Source organism: Phenylobacterium sp. J367 (genome assembly GCF_024699985.1).
In the GTDB taxonomy this organism is placed as follows: Bacteria; Pseudomonadota; Alphaproteobacteria; order Caulobacterales; family Caulobacteraceae; genus Phenylobacterium.
Genome location: NZ_JAJONA010000001.1, coordinates 1,760,065 through 1,778,602, shown reverse-complemented (window position 1 = coordinate 1,778,602; position 18,538 = coordinate 1,760,065). Strand labels below are relative to the sequence as shown.

At 71.2% G+C, this 18,538-nt stretch carries 16 protein-coding genes and 4 pseudogenes; 9 read left to right on the top strand and 11 right to left on the bottom strand.

Annotated features, from left to right (window positions below; all coding sequences use genetic code 11):
* The first annotated feature begins 185 nt into the window (after window positions 1-185).
* Genes LRS04_RS09690 through LRS04_RS09675 form a run of 4 tightly spaced genes read left to right on the top strand, consistent with a single transcriptional unit; the run spans window position 186 to window position 1,274 of the window.
* A complete protein-coding gene (locus LRS04_RS09690; protein ID WP_257816188.1) occupies window positions 186-368 on the top strand; it encodes a hypothetical protein in 183 nt (60 codons plus the stop codon).
* A complete protein-coding gene (locus tag LRS04_RS09685; RefSeq protein ID WP_257816187.1) occupies window positions 365-502 on the top strand; it encodes a hypothetical protein in 138 nt (45 codons plus the stop codon). Before LRS04_RS09690 ends, LRS04_RS09685 begins: the two co-directional genes overlap by 4 nt.
* A complete protein-coding gene (locus LRS04_RS09680; protein WP_257816186.1) occupies window positions 499-762 on the top strand; it encodes a hypothetical protein in 264 nt (87 codons plus the stop codon). The genes LRS04_RS09685 and LRS04_RS09680 overlap by 4 nt, the downstream gene beginning before the upstream one ends.
* Entirely contained in the window at window positions 759-1,274 is a 516-nt protein-coding gene (locus LRS04_RS09675) for a flavodoxin family protein (RefSeq protein WP_257816185.1), read from the top strand. Before LRS04_RS09680 ends, LRS04_RS09675 begins: the two co-directional genes overlap by 4 nt.
* Before the next feature lie 7 nt (window positions 1,275-1,281).
* Here LRS04_RS09675 and LRS04_RS09670 read toward each other — a convergent pair whose 3' ends face one another.
* Together LRS04_RS09670 and LRS04_RS09665 are read right to left on the bottom strand one after the other, a co-directional pair.
* Complete coding sequence (locus tag LRS04_RS09670) at window positions 1,282-1,686, bottom strand: helix-turn-helix domain-containing protein (RefSeq protein ID WP_257816184.1); 405 nt, start codon at window positions 1,684-1,686, stop codon at window positions 1,282-1,284.
* A gap of 234 nt (window positions 1,687-1,920) precedes the next feature.
* The gene (locus LRS04_RS09665) at window positions 1,921-2,424 is read right to left on the bottom strand and encodes an Lrp/AsnC family transcriptional regulator (RefSeq protein WP_257816183.1); all 504 of its coding nucleotides are present in this window, start codon (window positions 2,422-2,424) and stop codon (window positions 1,921-1,923) included.
* A gap of 43 nt (window positions 2,425-2,467) precedes the next feature.
* On the opposite strand from LRS04_RS09665, the gene LRS04_RS09660 reads away from it, so the two are divergent.
* From LRS04_RS09660 to LRS04_RS09650, 3 genes and pseudogenes are all read left to right on the top strand, one after another.
* Entirely contained in the window at window positions 2,468-2,785 is a 318-nt protein-coding gene (locus LRS04_RS09660) for a saccharopine dehydrogenase NADP-binding domain-containing protein (protein ID WP_257816182.1), read from the top strand.
* Window positions 2,767-3,438: pseudogene (locus tag LRS04_RS09655) on the top strand (saccharopine dehydrogenase family protein); the annotation flags it as partial. The gene LRS04_RS09660 and the pseudogene LRS04_RS09655, both read left to right, overlap by 19 nt.
* 148 nt (window positions 3,439-3,586) lie before the next feature.
* Complete coding sequence (locus tag LRS04_RS09650) at window positions 3,587-5,119, top strand: aldehyde dehydrogenase family protein (protein ID WP_257816181.1); 1,533 nt, start codon at window positions 3,587-3,589, stop codon at window positions 5,117-5,119.
* Window positions 5,120-5,171: 52 nt separating this feature from the next.
* On the opposite strand, the gene LRS04_RS27800 is transcribed toward LRS04_RS09650, so the two are convergent.
* The gene (locus LRS04_RS27800) at window positions 5,172-5,678 is read right to left on the bottom strand and encodes an EAL domain-containing protein (RefSeq protein ID WP_374577149.1); all 507 of its coding nucleotides are present in this window, start codon (window positions 5,676-5,678) and stop codon (window positions 5,172-5,174) included.
* Window positions 5,679-5,727: 49 nt separating this feature from the next.
* Window positions 5,728-6,648 (bottom strand): annotated as a pseudogene (locus tag LRS04_RS27795) (EAL domain-containing protein); the annotation flags it as partial.
* A 351-nt stretch (window positions 6,649-6,999) separates the two neighbouring features.
* Between LRS04_RS27795 and LRS04_RS09640 the strand changes: the two are divergent.
* Both LRS04_RS09640 and LRS04_RS09635 read left to right on the top strand, forming a co-directional pair.
* Complete coding sequence (locus LRS04_RS09640) at window positions 7,000-7,935, top strand: MoxR family ATPase (RefSeq protein ID WP_257816178.1); 936 nt, start codon at window positions 7,000-7,002, stop codon at window positions 7,933-7,935.
* A 35-nt stretch (window positions 7,936-7,970) separates the two neighbouring features.
* Entirely contained in the window at window positions 7,971-9,329 is a 1,359-nt protein-coding gene (locus tag LRS04_RS09635; protein WP_257816177.1) for a VWA domain-containing protein, read from the top strand.
* Here LRS04_RS09635 and LRS04_RS09630 read toward each other — a convergent pair.
* The 7 genes and pseudogenes from LRS04_RS09630 to LRS04_RS09605 form a co-directional block, all read right to left on the bottom strand.
* Window positions 9,307-10,353 (bottom strand): annotated as a pseudogene (locus LRS04_RS09630) (MFS transporter); the annotation flags it as partial. The gene LRS04_RS09635 and the pseudogene LRS04_RS09630 sit on opposite strands and share 23 nt — an antisense overlap.
* Before the next feature lie 73 nt (window positions 10,354-10,426).
* A pseudogene (locus LRS04_RS27790) lies at window positions 10,427-10,693 on the bottom strand (MFS transporter); the annotation flags it as partial.
* A gap of 212 nt (window positions 10,694-10,905) precedes the next feature.
* Window positions 10,906-13,158: a carboxyl transferase domain-containing protein gene (locus tag LRS04_RS09620; RefSeq protein WP_308238315.1), complete on the bottom strand. Its 2,253-nt coding sequence runs from the start codon at window positions 13,156-13,158 to the stop codon at window positions 10,906-10,908.
* Window positions 13,106-14,182: a biotin carboxylase N-terminal domain-containing protein gene (locus tag LRS04_RS26760; protein WP_308238109.1), complete on the bottom strand. Its 1,077-nt coding sequence runs from the start codon at window positions 14,180-14,182 to the stop codon at window positions 13,106-13,108. Before LRS04_RS26760 ends, LRS04_RS09620 begins: the two co-directional genes overlap by 53 nt.
* A 221-nt stretch (window positions 14,183-14,403) precedes the next feature.
* Window positions 14,404-16,611 carry a xanthine dehydrogenase family protein molybdopterin-binding subunit gene (locus tag LRS04_RS09615; protein WP_257816175.1) on the bottom strand — a complete coding sequence of 736 codons (2,208 nt, stop codon included), beginning with the start codon at window positions 16,609-16,611 and terminating at the stop codon, window positions 14,404-14,406.
* A 3-nt stretch (window positions 16,612-16,614) separates the two neighbouring features.
* Window positions 16,615-17,076: a (2Fe-2S)-binding protein gene (locus tag LRS04_RS09610; RefSeq protein WP_257816174.1), complete on the bottom strand. Its 462-nt coding sequence runs from the start codon at window positions 17,074-17,076 to the stop codon at window positions 16,615-16,617.
* A 59-nt stretch (window positions 17,077-17,135) separates the two neighbouring features.
* On the bottom strand, window positions 17,136-18,503 hold the full coding sequence (locus LRS04_RS09605; RefSeq protein WP_257816173.1) for a sensor histidine kinase: 1,368 nt from the start codon (window positions 18,501-18,503) through the stop codon (window positions 17,136-17,138).
* Window positions 18,504-18,538 lie beyond the last annotated feature (35 nt).

Genomic DNA, 18,538 nt, shown 5'->3' with positions numbered 1-18,538 from the left:
CAAGGCCTTGTGCCTGGGATCCCTGTTTCGGTGCGTCAGGCGCCGCCTAGGTCGCGCGACCTCTGACGGCCCCCCCAAGGGGGAGCGGCGGTCAGAGGGATCCTAGGCACAAGGCCTAGGATGACGGAGCCATACAGGAACCGCGCTTCACCGTGACCGTTGGCCGAGGCGGGAGGATCACCGTCATGGCCGAACAGGCGCCCGAGCCCCGCAAGGGGATGCCGGACCCGCATCTCAGCGAACCGGAGTTCAAGGCCCGCTATCGGGAACGGTTCGCGGACCCCGCCTTCCGCGCCCTCGACGCCGAGATCGAGAAGATCGCCGCGGTCGCCTGGGAGGCCTACGACGAGGGCCGCAAGGCGCGGTGACCCGCAAGGCCGGCCCGGGCTTCGCCGATCCGGACTACGACCTTTCCGTCGACTGGCTGGCCGCCCGCGAGGCCATCCAGGCGGCCCAGGCCCGGCACGACGACAAGGCCGGCCCCCCCTGCGCTTCCTGGTGATCAACTGCTCGTCGCGCAGCGAGCACACCTGCCCGGGCGAGATGTCCAAGTCCTGGCGGCTGCTCGAGCTGGCGCGCGGCGTCTTCGAGGCGGCGCCGAACACCGAGGTGAAGGTCCTGGATCTGTCGCGGCTGACGTCCGAGTACGGCCGCCACATCCACCCCCTGCAAGGCCTGCTTCTCGACGGCGGCGGCGCTCTGCCACTGGCCCTGCTCCTGCTACCCGAACCATTCCCCTGGGTCAGGTCCAGGACGTCATGAACGACGTCTATCCGATGTGGGTCGAGGCCCACGGGATCATGCTGATCACGCCGGTGAACTGGTACTCGCCGACCTCGCCGCTGAAGCTGATGATGGACCGGATGGTCTGCGCCGACGGCGGCAACCCGGACCCCAGCCTGACCCATGGCAAGGACGCGAAGAAAGCCAAGCAGGTCGAGCTCGACGGCTGGGACTATCCGCGCCACCTGGCCGGCCGGCTGTTCGGACTCGTGGTCCACGGGGACGTGGAAGGGGCCGAGAACGTGCGCCGCGCGATCTCCGACTGGCTCTGCTTCATGCAGCTCTGCCCGGCCGGGCCGACCGCCGAGCTCGATCGCTACATCGGCTACTGGAAGCCCTACGCCACCAGCCACCAGGAACTCGACACCGACCAGGCGATCCAGAAGGAGGTGGAGAACGCCGCGCGCGCCCTGCTGGAGGGCTGCCAGGCCGACCGCGAGGGGCGTTTCACCTCCGGCGGATCCAGCCTGAAGGCGCCTCGCCAGAAGTAGGCTGCGCCTAGGCGCCTTCTTCCAGCATCTCCAGCACGGCGCAGTGCGGGGTGCCCAGGGTCTCGGCGCAGCGCTCCACCGTGGCGGCGAGGACCGCCTCCAGCCGCTGGAGGTCCGCCAGCTTGGCGCGCACGGCGTCGAGGTGCTGGCTGGCGATGGCGCGGACCTCGCAGCACGGCTGGTCCGTCGCCGAAAGCGCCAGGAGGCCGCGGACGTCCTCGATCGGAAAACCCAGCTCGCGGGCGCGGCGGATGAAGGTCAGCCGCGTCTCGTGCGCCGGCTCGTAGATCCGGTGGCCGGACGCGCTGCGGGCCGGGGCCGGCATCAGGCCGATCCGTTCATAGTAGCGGATGGTCTCCAGGTTGACCCCGGTGGCCCGGGCGAGACCGCCGATCGTCGCCCCCCTGTGCATTCGGCATGAATTGGCCCTTGAACCCGTAGTGGCTACGGGTCCCACAGTGCCAGACGACCGGTGGCCTGACGAGACGTTGCGTCGGGCCTCGGGCGGGACCCGTCCCAACTTCCCGCCCCCCGGTTCCGGCAGTCTGCTGGTCGCCTTCTGCCGGCGCTGCCCGGTCGCCCCCCTGAGGTGGCGGTCAGGCAGAGGGGGCGGTCTCACGCGGGACCGCCCCCCACAGCGGGGGGCTCAGCGGTCGAACTTCGTCGAGAGCACGATCGAGGAATTGGTGCGCTCGACGCCCGGCAGGGCGCCGATCTCGTCGATCAGGGCGTCCATCTCGCTGACGCTCGGCGCATCGACCGTGGCCACCATGTCGAAAGGGCCGGAGACCGACTGCAGGCGCTTGACGCCGGCCATCCGCTTCAGGGCCGCGGTCACCGCCGCCGCCTGCTTCGGCTCGACGGTCAGCATGATGAAGGCATGGACGCGGGCCGCTTCGTGCTTCTCGGAGAGCCGCACGGCGTAGCCGGCGATGACGCCGGAGCGCTCCAGCTTGGCGAGCCGGCTCTGCACCGTGGTCCGCGACAGGCCGAGCGCCCGGGCGAGTTCGGCGACCGGCGCGCGGGCGTTCTCCCGAAGACGGGACAGCAGATGCTCGTCAAGGTCGTCCATCGTCAGTCCGCCGGCCTTCTTCGTCGATACGCCCAGGAATACTGCGCAGACCGCCGAACCGCCAGTTGAATCCTGCACCGGCTCCGGGGACCCTCGACCCTGTTCAATCGGGAGGCAGGCAATGCGCAAGGTAGCCGTGGTCGGAGCGGGCAAGATCGGCTCGACCGTCGTCGACATGCTGGTGGGCTCGGGCGACTATCAGGTCGTGGTCATCGACCAGTCGGCGGAGAGCCTGCAGGCGCTGTCGCCCCGGACCGGGATCGAGACCGTGGCCATGCCGATCGACGACGTCGACGCCCTGGCGGCCAGGCTCGCGGGCTGCTTCGCGGTCGTGAACTGCGCGCCCTACCACCTGACGGTCACGGTCGCCCGCGCGCGGCGGCCCAGGCCAAGGCCCACTACCTGGACCTCACCGAGGACGTGGCCTCCAGCCGCGTGACCCGCGAGCTGGCGCTCACCTCCGGCACCGCCTTCATCCCGCAGTGCGGCCTGGCCCCCGGCTTCATCACCATCGCCGCCTGGGACCTCTGCAAGCACTTCGACGAGCTGCACGACGTGCGCCTGCGGGTCGGCGCCCTGCCCCGCTACCCGTCCAACGCGCTGAACTACAACCTCACCTGGTCCACCGACGGGGTGATCAACGAGTACTGCGAGCCCTGCGAGGCCGTGGTGAACGGCAAGCTGCGCGAAGTGCCGGCGCTGGAGGAGTGCGAGGAATTCGCCCTCGACGGCGTCACCTACGAGGCGTTCAACACCTCGGGCGGCCTGGGCACGCTGTGCGCCACGCTGGAGGGCAAGGCGCGGAACCTCAACTACAAGACCATCCGCTATCCCGGGCACGCCCAGATCATGAAGGCGCTGCTCAACGACCTGAACCTGCGCAACCGCCGCGACGTGCTCAAGGACATCCTGGAGAACTCGGTCCCGGCCACCCTGCAGGATGTGGTCATCGTCTTCGTCACCGTCTCGGGGATGAAGGACGGCCGGCTGATGCAGGAGACCTATGTCAACAAGGTCTACGCCCAGGTCGTGAACGGCGAGATGAAGAGCGCCATCCAGGTGACCACCGCCGGCGCGATCTGCGCGGTGCTCGACATGCTGGCCGACGGCAAGCTGCCGCAGGAAGGCTTCATCCGGCAGGAGGACATCCCGCTGGCCGACTTCCTGGCCAACCGCTTCGGCCGGTTCTATGCCCCCCGAAGATTCCCTCTCCTTTCGCGCCGCCGCCGAGTAATTCCGCATGACCGTCCAAGCCAAGATCACCTCGGCCGCCGCCGACGCCGCCCAGGTGCTGGAGCGCCTCGGCGTCTCCGCCAAGCTGACCACCGGCGGCGACCGCCCGGTCCGTTCGCCCGTCACCGGCGAGGTAATCGCCGAGGTGCACGACAACACGACGGCCGAGGTGTCCGCCGCCATCGAGGCCGCCCACAAGGCGTTCCTGGCCTGGCGCACCGTTCCGGCCCCGCGCCGCGGCGAGCTGGTCCGCCTGCTGGGCGAGGAGCTGCGGGCGTCGAAGGAAGACCTGGCGCGCCTCGTCACCCTGGAGGCCGGCAAGATCGTCTCCGAGGCGAACGGCGAAGTTCAGGAGATGATCGACATCTGCGACTACGCGGTCGGCCTGTCCCGCCAGCTCTTCGGCCTGACCATCGCCACCGAGCGTCCGGACCACCGGATGATGGAGACCTGGCACCCGCTGGGCGTCGTCGGGATCATTTCGGCGTTCAACTTCCCCGTCGCCGTCTGGTCGTGGAACTCGGCCCTGGCCTTCGTCTGCGGCGACGCCTGCGTCTGGAAGCCGTCGGAGAAGACCCCGCTGACGGCGCTGGCCGTCCAGGCGCTGTTCGAGCGCGCCGTGGCGAAGTTCGGCGACGCCCCGGCCAACCTGTCGGCGGTGATCCTCGGCGGCCGCGAGGTCGGCGAGGCCCTGGTCGACCATCCCAAGGTCCCGCTGGTCTCGGCCACCGGCTCGACGGCCATGGGCCGGCAGGTGGGCCCGAAGCTCGCCCAGCGGTTCGCCCGCGCGCTCCTGGAGCTCGGCGGCAACAACGCCGCCATCGTCGCGCCCACCGCCGACCTGGACCTGGCGCTGCGCGGCATCGCGTTCGCGGCCATGGGCACGGCCGGCCAGCGCTGCACGACGCTGCGCCGCCTGTTCGTCCACGAGAGCCACTACGACACCCTCGTCCCGCGCCTGAAGGCGGCCTACGGCTCGGTGCCGGTGGGCGACCCGCGCGACGCCGGCACGCTGGTCGGCCCGCTGATCGATCCAGCTTCGAAGGCGGCGATGGACAAGGCGCTGGCCGACGCCCGCGCCGCCGGCGGCAAGGTCCACGGCGGCGAGGCCGTGGAGGTCCCGGGCTGCGCCGAGGCCGCCTATGTCCGCCCCGCCCTCGTCGAGATGGACAGCCAGGCCGACGTGGTCCGCCGCGAGACCTTCGCGCCGATCCTCTACGTGATGAAGTACCGCGACCTGGCGGACGCCATTCGCCTGCAGAACGACGTGCCCCAGGGCCTGTCGTCCTCGATCTTCACCAACGACATGCGCGAGGCCGAGCTGTTCATCAGCGCGGCCGGCTCGGACTGCGGCATCGCCAACGTCAATATCGGCCCCTCGGGCGCCGAGATCGGCGGGGCGTTCGGCGGCGAGAAGGAGACGGGCGGCGGCCGCGAGGCGGGCTCGGATTCCTGGAAGGCCTACATGCGCCGGGCGACCAACACCCTGAACTACGGCCGCACCCTGCCGCTGGCCCAGGGCGTGAAGTTCGACGTTTGACGTCAGAGCGCGTTCGGGCGGCGAAACCGCTCACACTGTCGCCTGACGCGCTCTAGCCGTAGTTCCTGAGCTCCGCGGGCGTGTTGTCGAGGAACCGCAGCAGGTCGCGGAGCGGCATGGGCTTGGCGATCAGGAAGCCCTGCGCCTGGTCGCAGCCCATGGCGGCCAGCAGGGCGAAGCCCTCCTCGGTCTCGACGCCCTCGGCGGTGACCTTCAGGCCGAGGCTGTGGGCAAGGTCGATGGTCGAGCGGACGATCATGGCGTCGCGCTGGCTCTCGGCGACGCCCTCGACCAGCGAGCGGTCGATCTTCAGCTCCTGGCCGCGGATCCGCTTGAGATAGGCGAGCGACGACAGGCCCGTGCCGAAGTCGTCGATGGAGACGCCGACGCCGGCCGCGGCGAAGCGGTCCAGCATGGCGAACGCCCGTTCCGGGTCCTCGATGATCGCCGTCTCGGTGATCTCGAACACCAGCTTGCCGGCGGCGTGGCGCACCTCGGCGAGCGCGAAGTCGGCGAAGTCGTCCTCGCCGAGCGTGCGGCCGGAGATGTTCACGCTCATCTCGAGCGGGAAGCCCTCCCGGGCCAGGGGCGCCCTGGTCGGCGATCGCCCGCTTCAGGGCCCATTCGGTGAGCGCCCGGATGTGGCCGGTCTCCTCGGCCATGCCGACGAAGAGGTCCGGCGGCAGCAGGCCGCGCACGGGATGGCGCCAGCGGGCGAGCGCCTCCACCCCCGTCACCTCGCGGCGGCGCAGGTCGAACTTCGGCTGGTAGTGCAGCTCGATGGCCCCGGTCTCCAGCGCCCGGGCGAGGCTGGACATCAGGGAAAGGTTGGCGGCCGGATGGCCGTAGGCCTCGGCGTCGAAGAAGGTCACCTTGCGGCGGCTGGCGCGGGCCTGGTCGAGCGCGACGCTGGCGAACTCGATGGCCGAGGAGGCGCCCAGCGCGCCGTCGAGCGGGGCCAGGCCCAGGTCGAAGGTCACGTCGATGGCCCCGGACGGGCCGATGCTCAGCGGCTGCTCCAGCTCGGCCAGCAGCCGGCGCGCGTCGTCGAGGGCGGCCGCCGCGCCCTGGGCCACCAGGGTGAAGCCCAGCGTGTCGGTGGCGATCCGCGCCACGCCCGAGTTGGGCGACAGTTTCGACAGCCGCATGCCGATGATCTTCACGGTCTCGGCGGCGAGCGCATAGCCGATGGCGCCGCGCAGGTGGTCGAACCGCCGGATGCCCAGCGCCGCCACATGCACCTGGCCGTGCGGCCGGTCGCGCAGGCCATCGACGACGCGCTCCAGGCTCAGGCGGTTGGCGAGCCCGGTCTCCTCGTCGTGCAGGGCGAGGTGGGTGATCCGCCGCTCCCGGTCGCGGATCGCGGCGGCCATGGCGTTGAAGCTGTCGGCGAGCCGGCCGAGCTCGTCGTCGGTCCCGGAGACCACCTCGACGTCCTCGCCCTGCGCCAGCCGGCGCGCGGCGGTCTCGATCTCGGTGACCCGGCGGGACACGCGCAGCAGGGTGAGCCAGCAGCCGGCGCCGATCATCGCCGACCCGACGAGCGCCAGGAGCGAACCCAGGACCTGCAGCGCGCCGCCGTCGATCGGGCCGTGCACCTGGTGCGAGGCGAACAACGCCACGGCCAGCAGCAGCAGGCCGGCGCCGCCGAACACCGCGCACAGGGTCGCCAGGCGCGAGCTGAACCGCTCCAGGATCATCGGCGGAGGTGGCGCATCGGCCTGGTGGCTCCCTAACGCACCGATGATTCACCCCGGGTTGTGAAGCCAAGGTAAACCACCGGTACGGCAGTCCGTTTGCCCTCGCGCCGGGCGCGGGGCACAATCGCCGCTTTCCGACTGCTCCTTTTCGAAAGCCCGAGACTTTGACCATTACCCCCCGTGGCCAGCGCGCCGGCCGCAGATCCGCTCGCGTCGGTGGACGCCCTCGTCGAGGGCCTGGCGAGCGTCGGCTACATCGCGTCCCGCCGGATCGCCACCGCCCTCTTCATGGCCGTGAACCTGCAGAAGCCGATCCTGGTGGAGGGTTCGGCCGGCGTCGGCAAGACCGAGCTGGCGCTCTCCACCGCCGCCCTGCTCGGCCATCCGCTGATCCGGATGCAGTGCTACGAGGGCCTGGACGAGTCCAAGGCGCTGTACGAGTGGAAGTACGGCAAGCAGCTCCTCTACACCCAGATCCTCAAGGACCGGATGGGCGAGAGCCTGGCCGACGCGCCCGACATGGACGCGGCCATGGACCGTCTGCACGGCATGGGCGACCTGTTCTTCTCCGAGCCCTTCCTGGAGCCCCGCCCGCTGATGCAGGCGCTGAGGCAGGACGCCGGCTCGGTGCTGCTGATCGACGAGATCGACAAGTCGGACGAGGCCTTCGAGGCCTTCCTGCTGGAGGTGCTGTCGGCCTACCAGGTCTCGGTGCCGGAGCTGGGGGTGATCAAGGCCAAGACGCCGCCCCTGGTGTTCCTCACCTCCAACAACGTCCGCGATCTGGGCGACGCGCTGAAGCGCCGCTGCCTGCATCTGCACATCCCGCTGCCCGAGCCGGCGCTGGAGGAGCGGATCGTGGCGACCCGGGTGCCCGGCATCGAGGCCCGCCTGACCCATGACCTGGTGGCCTTCGTCCAGTCGCTGCGCACGCTCGATCTCCGCAAGGCGCCCTCGATCTCCGAGACCGTGGACTGGGCCCGGGCGCTGATCCTGCTGCACGCCGACAGCCTGGAGCCGGCGCTGGTCAAGGACACGCTCAACGTCATCCTGAAGTTCGAGCAGGACATCAATCAGGTGGAGCCGCAGATCGTCGAGCTGCTGAGCCGGCGGTGACCCATGCTTTCGCGGGGATGAGCGGTATTTCTTAGATGCAGCACCAGCTCGAAGCCTTCCTCCGCGCGCTGCGCGCTGCCGACGTCCGGGTCTCGCCGGCCGAGGCGATCGACGCGGCGCGGACGGTGGACGTGGTGGGCTACGCCGACCGCCAGCTCTTCAAGGACGCGCTCTGCGCCACGCTCGCCAAGTCGCAGGCCGAGGTCGCCGCCTTCGACCGCACCTTCGAGACCTTCTTCGCCCGCAAGGCCTTCGACCTGCCGCCGCCCCCGCCGCCTGAGGGTGGCGAAAGCGAAAGCTCGCCTGCGGGCGGGGAGGCGCCCGAGAACCCGCTCGCCCAGGCGCTGCTCCGCGGCGACACGACCACGCTGCAGCAGCAGATGGAGGAGGCCGCGCGCCGCACAGGCGTCGGCGAGATCCGCCTGTCGACCCAGCGCAGCCGGATGACGCGGCGGCTGCTGGACGAGATGGGCCTGGCCGAGATCGAGAAGATCATCGCCGGCGCCCGCCTGAAACCGGAGACCCAGGGCCTCGCCGAGCGCCTCGACGCCGGACGCCGCGCCCTGGTGGCGGAGGCGCAGAAATATGTGGAGCGCCAGCACGAGCTCTATGCCGCGGGCTCCGGCCGGCAGCTCCGCGAGGAGATGCTGGCGCGCAAGGCGCTGAACGCCGAGGGCGGCATCGATCCCGTCGACATGGCGATCATGCAGCAGCTCGTCCGCAAGATGGCCAAGCGGCTGGCCGACCGCTATTCGCGCCGCCGCCACCAGGCCCGGATCGGCCACCTCGACGTCCGCCGCACGCTCAGGAAGTCCATGGGCTACGGCGGCGTGCCGTTCGACATCGTCTGGAAGTCGAAGAAGATCGACAAGCCGTCGATCGTGGCGATCTGCGACGTCTCCAAGTCGGTGGCCGCCGCCGCCCAGTTCCTGCTGACCTTCCTCTATTCCCTGAACGAGGTGGTCGACCGGCTGGACGCTTTCGCCTTCTCAGGCCGGCTGATTCCGGTGGACGACATCCTCGACGACCACGCGGTTGAGCAGGCCATCCTCAAGGTGCTGCAGACCATCGGCTTCCAGCAGACCGACTACGGCAAGTCGCTGGAAGACTTCTGCGACCAGCACCTCGACCGGCTGGACCGCCACACCACGGTGATCTTCCTGGGCGACGGCCGCTCGAACTTCGCCGATCCGCGGCTCGACCTGATGAACCTGATCCACCAGCGCAGCCGCGCCGTGATCTGGCTGAACCCCGAGCCCGAGAGCTACTGGGGCCAGGGCGACAGCGTCATGGACCGCTACGCCCGCTACTGCCACGTGGCCAAGACCTGCAACACGCTCGCCGGCCTGGAGCGGGTCATCGAGGACGTGCTCAGGAACTACGTCCCGCACTGACATCGGCGGCGCGCTTCAGCTTCAGGGCGGCGGACACCTCCGCCTGGCGGCGGCGGCTCAGACCGTAGGGCGCCAGGATCGCCGCGCCGACAATACACAGCAGCGCGCAGAGCGGGCCCCAGCCCAGCACCAGCCCGGCCAGGATGTCCTCGGGGATGGCGGCGTTGACCTGCCGGCCCGCGGTCTGCGGAAAGCGCAGGAGATCGAGGGTGATCCCGCCCAGCAGCGAGCCCATGCCGGAGGCCGCCTTGGCGCCGAACCCGATGCCGGAGAAGAACAGCCCCTCCCGCCGGTGGCCGAACAGGTGCTCGTGCTCGTCGGCGGCGTCGGCCATCATCGACGGGATCGCCACGAAGACGATCCCCGAGCCCAGGCCGACGAAGAAGTTGGTCGCCGCGAGCCATGGCGTGGCCTCCAGGCCGGTCGGGGCGAACAGCCCGAGCGCGCGGACGCTCGGAACGGCCAGCCACGCCACCACGACCGTGAGGAAGCCGATGATCGACGCGGTCTTCTTCTCCATCCAGCGCAGCATGAACGGCGTCAGCGGCGTCGCGACCAGCAGGGCGAACAGATAGCTATAGGCCGGGATCTGGATCAGCTCGGGCCGCAGCCCCCACACGAAGACGTAGGTGTGGTTGTTCAGCGCCTGGTGCAGACCGGCGCTGCTGGAGAACACCAGCAGGGCGAAGAACAGGATCAGGAAGGACCGGTTGCGGAAGATCTCGGCGAGCTCGCCCGGGAGCCGTCGCAGCATGTGGGGCGCCGGCTCGCGCGGCTGCGGCAGGGCGGCGGCGTGGCGCCAGACGCCGGCGCAGCAGATCAGGCCGATCACCAGGATGCCGGCGCCCAGCGTCCAGCCGAAGGCCGGGTAGCGCTCGGCGATCTGCAGCCCGCCCTCGCCCCGGAAGAACACCATGGTGGCCATGGCGGTGATGGCGACGGTGACGACGATGCCGGCGAGCAGCCGGGAGGCGACGATCCGCGTGCGCTCCACATAGTCGTCGGTCAGCTCGCCGCCGAGCGCGTAGTAGGGGGATGTTGAAGACCGAGGCGAAGGCCCGGACGAGCATCTTGGTCACGGTCAACCAGAGGAACAGCGCGAACGGCGAGAGGCCGGCGAGCGGCGAGAACAGCAGCCCCATGGTCAGCATGGTCAGCGGCGCGCCCAGCAGCATCAGCGGCAGGCGCCGGCCGAACTTCGTTCGCAGGCTGTCGGACCAGGAGCCGATCAGCGGGTCGGCGATGGCGTCCAGCACCATGCTGATCGCCACGGCCGCGCCGACCACCGAGCCGGGCAGGCCGAGGACCGCGGTGTAGTAGAAGAAGATGAAGGTGTTGGCGACGAGGTAACCGCTCTCGACCACCTGCCCGAAGGTGTAGAAGACCTTCACCCGCCCCGGCGGCTTGGCCCCGACCGGCTGCGCCGCGACCTCCGCGCCGGGAACCCCGGCCACGCCATCGACCACCGCCACGCCGTTCCTCCCGAGAACGCTCTTCTTGCGAACGACGGTATCGGACGAAGGCGGGGTGGCAACGGTGACCTTAGGTCACGTGGCGGCCGCTTTGCCGGAAACGATCACCACACGTCGACGAAGGGCCGCTTCTTGCCTGCGCCGTGCGGCGGGACCGGGCAGGCCTTCAGGCCGCGCACCAGCCAGGCGCGGGTCTCGGCCGGATCGATCACCGCATCGATCTCCACCACCGAGGCCACCGAGAGCGCCTTGCCGTTCTCGTACATCCTGCCCACCAGCTTCTCGAACAGCGCCTGACGGGCGGCGGGGTCGGGCTCGGCTTCCAGTTCCTTGCGGTAGCCGAGGCGGACGGCGCCCTCCAGGCCCATGGGCCCGAACTCGGCGGTCGGCCAGGCCAGCATCATGGCGGGCGCCGAGAAGTCGCCGCCGGCCATGGCCTGGGCGCCCAGGCCGTAGCCCTTGCGCAGGACGACGGTGAACAGCGGCACCGACAGCGTCGTGGCGGTGACGAACAGGCGCGAGCCGCGGCGCACCGCGGCCGTGGTCTCGCTCTGGGGCCCGACCATGAAGCCCGGCGTGTCGCAGAGCGACAGCACGGGGACGTCGAAGGCGTCGCAGAGCTGGAGGAAGCGGGCGCCCTTCTCCGCGCCGGGGGAATCGATCGCCCCGCCCAGGTGGCGCGGGTCGTTGGCGATCAGCCCCAGCGGCCGGCCCTCGATCCTGAGGAAGCCGGTGATGATCCCCGTCCCATAGCCGCCGCGCAGCTCGAGCCAGGAGCCCTCGTCGGCGAGGGTGCGGATCACCTCGCGGACGTCGTAGGCGCGGACCCGGTTCTCGGGGATCAGATGGCGCAACCGGCGCTGGTCGGCGCAGGTCCAGTCGCGCACGGCGCCCTGGAACATGCCGAGGATCTGCTTCGCCGCCGCCGTCGCCTCGGCCTCGTCCTCCACCAGCAGGTCGAGCGCCCCGTTGGCGTAGAGCACGTCCGAGGGGCCGATCTCGTCCGGGGTGAAGACGCCCAGCCCGCCGCCCTCGATCATCGCCGGGCCGCCGAGCCCGATGTTGGAGTAGCGCGTGGCGATGGTGACGTCGGCGCAGCCGAAGAAGACCGCGTTGCCCGCGAAGCAGCGGCCGGAGTTGATGGCGATGCGCGGCGCGACACCCGACAGCCGCGCGAAGGTCGTGAAGCTGGTGGTGTCCAGCGAGGAGGCGGCGAGCTGGCCGCCGTCCACGTCGCCGGGCCGCCCGCCGCCGCCCTCGGTGTACCAGACGATCGGGGCCTTCCAGTGCTCCGCGAACTCCAGGATCCTGTCGGTCTTCTTGTGGTTGAAGTGGCCCTGGGTGCCGGCCAGCACGGTGAAGTCGTAGGCGAGGCCGACGCAGCGGGCCTTGTCCTCGCCGAACAGTCCGCCGTTCACCTCGCCCACGCCGACCACGATGCCGTCGGCCGGGGTGTTGACCTTCAGGTCGTCGAGGCTGCGGCGGCGGCGCTGGGCGGCCAGGGCCATGGCCCCGAACTCCGAGAAGCTGCCGGGATCGAAGAGGTCGGCGAGGTTCTCGCGGGCGGTGCGCTGGCCGGTCTTGCGCCGCCGGGCCACCGCATCCGGCCGGGCCGCATCGAGGGTCAGCCGGTGGCGTTCGATCACCTCGGCGAGGTCCGGGCGGATGGCGTCGAGGTCGTGGGCGGCTTCCGCCTCCGCGTCCGTATCGCCGCCGCCGGTCTCCTCCAGGAAGGCCAGCGGATGGCCCTCGAACACCGTGTCGCCGGGCGCGACCATGATCTGGCGCAGCACGCCCGAGGCCTGGGCCTCCACGAGGTGCTCCATCTTCATGGCTTCCAGGACCATCAGCGGCTGGCCCTTGCGGACCGTGTCGCCGGCCTGGGCCTGCAGGGAGACGACCGTGCCCTGCAGCGGCGCGCGCACCGGGGCGGTCCCGGCGGGGGCGTCCGGCGCCGCGGGCGCGGCGCGCGGGCCGGGGTCGGCGGCGGCCTCGAAGTAGAGCCTCGGATGCGCCTCCGGCGGGCCGAGGAGGCCCGCCATATGCTCTTCGATGAACCGGGTATGGACCTCGCCGGCCGCCACCGCCGGATCGGCCAGCAGGTTCTGCAGGAAGGCGAGGTTGGTCGCCGAGCCCTCGATGCGGAACTCGGAGAGCGCGCGATAGGCCTTGGCGACCGCGCGGGAAAGGCCGCCGGCGCCGGCATGGACGATCAGCTTGGCGAGCAGGCTGTCGAACCGGGCGCTCGTCCGGTAGCCGGCGTAGCCGAAGCCGTCGACGCGGACGCCCGGGCCGGACGGCGGCTCATAGACGCTGAGCGTCCCGCCCGCCGGCTTCGCGGCGCCGTCCAGGGCCATGGTCTCCAGGTTGACCCGGGCCTGCACCGCATGGCCGCGCGGCGCGGGGACCCGGTCCTGCGTCAGGCCGAGGTCGGCGAGGCCCGCGCCGTCCGCGACCTGGAGCTGGAGCCGCACTAGGTCGAGGCCGGTGACCTCCCTCCGTGACCGTATGCTCCACCTGCAGGCGGGCGTTGGCCTCGATGAACACCGCCTCGTCACCGGCCACCAGGAACTCGATGGTGCCGAGGCCGCGGTAGCCCGCCGCCCCGGCAAGGTCGACGGCGTGGGCGAACAGGCGCTCGCGCAAGGGTGCAGGCAGCATGTCGGCGGGCGCGATCTCCACCACCTTCTGCCGCTGGCGCTGGAGGCTGCACTCACGGTCCCAGAGGTGGGAGACGGCCGCGCCGTCGCCGATCACCTGGACCTCGATGTGCCGGGCCCGGGGCAGGAAACGCTCCACATAGAGGTCGCCGTCGCCGAACGCCGCCTTCGCCTCGGACGCGCAGCGGTCCCAGGCGGCGTCGAGCTCGTCCAAGGCGGTCACCGGCCGCATGCCGCGCCCGCCGCCGCCGGCCACCGCCTTGACCATCACCGCCCCGTGCTCGGCCAGGAAGGCGCGGGCGTCCGCCAGGGTCGTCGGCCCGTCCGTGCCGGGCGCGACCGGCACGCCGCACTGCCGCGCCAGGGCCCGGGCGCGGCCCTTGTCGCCGAACAGCTCGAGGGTCTCCGGGGTAGGTCCGACGAAGGCCAGGCCGGCCTCGGCGCAGGCCCGGGCGAAGGCGGCGTTCTCGGACAGGAAGCCGTACCCCGGGTGGACGGCGTCGCAGCCGGCCACCTGCGCCGCGCGCATGACGCCCGCGATGTCGAGGTAGGCCGCGGGCCCCGAGCCCGTGAGCGGCGTCGCGGCGTCGGCGGTGCGGGTGTGCAGGGAGCCGGCGTCGTCCTCGGAGAACACCGCCACGGTCGCCACGCCCATCTCGGCGGCGGTCCGCGCGATGCGGACCGCGATTTCGCCGCGGTTGGCGATCAGCAGCTTCTTCACCTGGACGTCCCTCAAACACTTGTTGGGACGCATTTGGGCTGATCGGGAGGGCGAGGTCGAGCCCCTTGGTCCCTCCCCTTAATGGGGAGGGACAGGCCGCGAAGCGGCCAGGGTGGGGCAGCGTGGGTCAAGCCTGGACTCAGAGCTTGAGCGCGACTTCCCCACCCCGCTCGCCTGGCGGCGAGTCGACCCTCCCCTTTAAGGGAGGGACGACGACGCCCCTACGTCTTCAGCATCGCCGGATCGATCGGCAGGCTGCGGATGCGCTTGCCGGTGGCGGCGAAGATGGCGTTGGTGAGCGCCGGGATGGCCGGCGGCAGGGCGGGTTCGCCGAGGCCGGTAGGGTTGTTGTCGGTGATCACCCACTTCACCTCGACCGGCGGCGCCTCGTTGATCCGCATCAGCGGGTAGGAGTCGAAGTTGCCCTCGACCGCCGCGCCGTTCTCGATGGTGATCTTCTGGTGCAGCGCCTCGGAAAGGCCGTCCAGCACCGAGCCCTGGACCTGGTTCATCGCCCCGTGCGGGTTGATGATCTGCCGGCCCACGTCGGCGGCGACCCAGACCTTTTTCACCTTCACGGCGCCGTCCGCGGCGACCGCCACGTGGCAGACCTCGGCGAAGTAGCCGAGGTGGCTGTAGTAGCAGGCCACCCCCATGCCCTCGCCTTTCGGCAGCTTCGAGCGGTTCGCCCAGCCGGACATCTCGCCGACCGCCTTCAGCACGCCGGCCATGCGGCCGGCGCCGTAGAGCGCCGGGGCCTCGCCGACGGTCGGCTTGTCGCCCAGCAGCTTGAGCTGGAAGGCCAGCGGGTCGGCGCCGGCGGCGTGCGCCATCTCGTCGATGAACGACTGGAAGACGAAGGCGAGCGCATTGGAGCCCGGCGCCCGCAGCGGCCCGGTCGGCACGCCGAGCGGCATCGTCGAGACGTCGATGCGGAAGTTCGGCACGAAGCGGGCCGGATATTCGGTCGGGCCCATGCCGGCGCTGGGCGCGAAGCCCGTGCCCTCGCCGAACGACACGAAGTGGTCGTGGAAGGCGACCAGGTTGCCGGCCGCGTCCAGCCCGCCGCGGAAGTAGTGGAAGCCGCCCGGCCGGTAGATGTCGTGGCGCATGTCGTCTTCACGCGTCCAGAGCAGCTTCACCGGAGCCCCGGCTTCCCGCGCGATCCAGGCGGCCTCGACCATGTAGTCGTTGGCGAGCCGGCGCCCGAAGCCGCCGCCGCAGCGGGTCATGTGGATGGTGATGTCCTCGGGCTTGATCCCGAGCGTCTTGGCGCAGAGCTGGCGGCCGGGCTCGGGGTTCTGGGTCGGCGCCCAGATCTCCAGCTTGCCGTCCTTCCACTCCGCCGTGCAGTTCTGCGGCTCCAGGGTCGCGTGGCTGATGAACGGATAGGCGTAGGCGGCCTCCACCGTCTTGGCCGCGGACTTCAGGGCGGCGTCCACGTCGCCGTCGTTGCGCGGCGTGCGCTGCGGCTTGGCCGTGGAGAGCTCCCTGGCCTTGGCGGCGAAGGCGGCGCTCGACTGGGCCGAGGTCGGATGCTCCTGCCAGCTGGTCCTGAGCTGGTCGCGGCCCTTCTTCGCCGCCCACCAGGTGTCGGCCACCACCGCCACGCCCGGCAGCAGGCCGCCGCCGATCTGGCCCGGCTGCGGCTGGACCGCCTTGGGATCGCCCTCGACCACGAAGGCCTTGCGGACGCCCTTCACCTTCTGGGCCGCGGCGAGGTCGGCGCTGGCCACGCGCGCGCCGAACACCGGCGCCTTCTCATAGGCGGCGAACAGCATGCCGGGCCGGACCACGTCGATGCCGAACAGCGGCTGGCCGGTGACGATCTTCGGCGTGTCGTACTGGACCTTGGCCTGGCCGATGATCTTGTAGTCGCGCGGATCCTTCAGCGGCAGGGTCTTCGGATCGGGCGGCGTGATCCCGGCGCACTGGGTGGCCAGCGAGGCGTAGGTCGCCTTGCGGTTGGACGCCTTGTGCAGGACGACGCCCGCCGTGGTGGTGCATTCGCCGGCGGGACAGTTCCAGGCCTGGGCCGCGGCCTGGATCAGCATGGCCCGGGCCACGGCGCCGACGCGGCGGTGGTCCTCCCAGTGCAGCGGCGTGGCCATCGAGCCGCCGGCGAACTGGCGGCCATAGACGGCGGGGTCGCTGTCGGCCTGGTCGATGCGGACCTTCTCCCAGGGGATGTCCAGCTCCTCGGCGATCAGCATGGGCAGCATGGTCTTGATGCCCTGGCCGATCTCCGGGTTCTTGTTGGTGATCGTCACCCAGCCGTCCGGGGCCACCTGCACATAGGCGTTGATCCGGGAGAGGCCGCCGGCCTGGGCCTCGGCCTTCGAGGCCACGGCGAAGGAGATGACGAGGCCGCTGGCCGAGGCCGCGGTCAGGAACTCGCGCCGGGAGGCGCCGGTCAGTTCGCGGGTCATGGCTCAGGCTTCCTTCTGGCCGGAGGCGCGCTTGATGGCCGCGCGGATCCGCGTGTAGGTCGCGCAGCGGCAGATGTTGCCGCTCATCGCCGCGTCGATATCGGCGTCCGTGGGCTTCGGATTGCTGGTCAGCAGCGCGGTCGCCGACATGATCTGGCCAGGCTGGCAGTAGCCGCACTGGGCGACGTCGAGCTCGGTCCAGGCGGCCTGCACCTTCTTGCCGACGGCGCTGGCGCCGACGCCCTCGATGGTGGTGATCCGGCCGGTGACGGCGGAGACCGGCGTCACGCAGCTGCGGATCGGCTGGCCGTCCACGTGCACCGTGCAGGCCCCGCACTGGGCGATCCCGCAGCCGTACTTCGGCCCGAGGATCCCCAGGGTGTCGCGGAGCGTCCAGAGGAGCGGGGTGTCGGGATCGACGTCCGCCTGGTGAACCTTGCCGTTGACGTTGAGCTTGTAGGCCATCGCCGCTCCTCCCGAGAGGAGGGCATGGTAGGGCTTCGGACGGCGCCCCGGCAAGGTGCTCAACCCGCGGTCGGGAACTCCACGCGGGCCTCGAAGCCGGCGGGGCGGTAGGCGGCGGTCACCTTGCCGCCGTGCGGGGCCAGCGACACCTGCAGCACGCGCGACCCGAAGCCGGCCCTGACCCGCGGGGTCACCGGCGGGCCGCCCGTCTCGCACCAGTGCACCACCACCCGGCCGGCGGGAGCCGCCGCCTCGGTGATCCGCACCCGGCCGCGGCGTCCCGAGAGCGCGCCGTACTTCACCGCATTGGTGGCCATCTCGTGCAGCAGCAGGCCGAGCGAGGCGGCCATCTGGCCGGCGACGGTGACCCCGTCGAGGGCCGGCGCGATCTCGAAGCGCGCGAGGCCGAAGGGCGTCAGCACCTGGCGCATCACCGCGCCGAGGGACACCGGCGCGCCGCGAGTCTCGGTCACCAGGTCCTGCGAGCGGGCCATGGCCTCGAGCCTCGCCATCAGCACCGCCTCGAAGTCGGCCACCGTCTCGGACGCGCGCGCCGTCTGGCCGACGATGGACATCATCACCGTCAGCCCGTTCTTGGCCCGGTGGGCCAGCTCGCCCAGCAGCAGGCTGCGCCGGTCCTCGGCCTGCTTGCGCTCGGTGATGTCGACGGAGGTGCCGACCACCACCTGGGCGCCGTCCTCCTCCTTCAGCACCCGTCCGTGGGTCAGGATCCAGCGGGCCTCGCCGTCGGGACGGTTGGTGCGGTGCTCCACCCGGAAGTCGCCGCCGCCCTCGGCCGCGCGATAGACCTCCTGGACCTTGGCCACGTCGTCCGGGTGGATCAGCGCCATGTAGCGGTTGATGTCGACATGGGCGTCCGCCGGCAGGCCGAACAGCGCCTTGTTCCGCTCGGACCAGATCACCTGGGCGGCGCGCGGATCCCATTCCCAGAGGCCGAGGCCGGTGGCCTCAACCGCCATCTGCAGGCGGCGGCGCTGGTCGGCGACCTCCTCGGCCAGGCGGCGGGTCTCGGTGATGTCGGTCTGCAGCCCGTCCCAGACCGTCGAGCCGTCGGCCAGCCGGCGGGGGTGGGAGGCGATGCGGAACCACCGCGTCTCGCCGTCCGGCCGGCGCATCTGCACCTCGATCCGGAACGGGGCCTGGCAGCCCAGGGCCGCGGCCTCGGCGGCGGCGAAGGCCCGGCGGTGCTCGGGCGGCATCAGGTCGTAGAGCTTGCGGGCGTCTTGCAGGGCCTCGGCGACGGGCACGCCGTTCAGCGCCTCGCAGCTTGCGCCCACGTGCAGGAAGCGGCGCGAGCGGCCGTCGGGGCTGACCAGCAGGCGGAAGGGCATGCCCAGGCCGATGGCCTCGGCCACCTCGTCGAAGGCGCGCGCCGTCAGGTCGTGGTTGTCCGGCAGGTCGGTCACCCGGCCTCTCCCTTCCCTCGCGCGCAATCTTAGGT

Excerpts from the sequence above, each read along its gene's own strand:
- LRS04_RS09635 (WP_257816177.1), top strand. The coding sequence starts at position 7,971 with ATGCAGCACCAGCTCGAAGCCTTCCTCCGCGCGCTGCGCGCTGCCGAC.
- LRS04_RS09650 (WP_257816181.1), top strand. The coding sequence starts at position 3,587 with ATGACCGTCCAAGCCAAGATCACCTCGGCCGCCGCCGACGCCGCCCAG.
- LRS04_RS09615 (WP_257816175.1), bottom strand. The coding sequence starts at position 16,611 with ATGACCCGCGAACTGACCGGCGCCTCCCGGCGCGAGTTCCTGACCGCG.
- LRS04_RS27800 (WP_374577149.1), bottom strand. The coding sequence starts at position 5,678 with ATGAGCGTGAACATCTCCGGCCGCACGCTCGGCGAGGACGACTTCGCC.
- LRS04_RS09675 (WP_257816185.1), top strand. The coding sequence starts at position 759 with ATGAACGACGTCTATCCGATGTGGGTCGAGGCCCACGGGATCATGCTG.
- LRS04_RS09620 (WP_308238315.1), bottom strand. The coding sequence starts at position 13,158 with ATGGCCCTGGACGGCGCCGCGAAGCCGGCGGGCGGGACGCTCAGCGTC.
- LRS04_RS09670 (WP_257816184.1), bottom strand. The coding sequence starts at position 1,686 with ATGCACAGGGGGGCGACGATCGGCGGTCTCGCCCGGGCCACCGGGGTC.
- LRS04_RS09690 (WP_257816188.1), top strand. The coding sequence starts at position 186 with ATGGCCGAACAGGCGCCCGAGCCCCGCAAGGGGATGCCGGACCCGCAT.
- LRS04_RS09610 (WP_257816174.1), bottom strand. The coding sequence starts at position 17,076 with ATGGCCTACAAGCTCAACGTCAACGGCAAGGTTCACCAGGCGGACGTC.
- LRS04_RS09660 (WP_257816182.1), top strand. The coding sequence starts at position 2,468 with ATGCGCAAGGTAGCCGTGGTCGGAGCGGGCAAGATCGGCTCGACCGTC.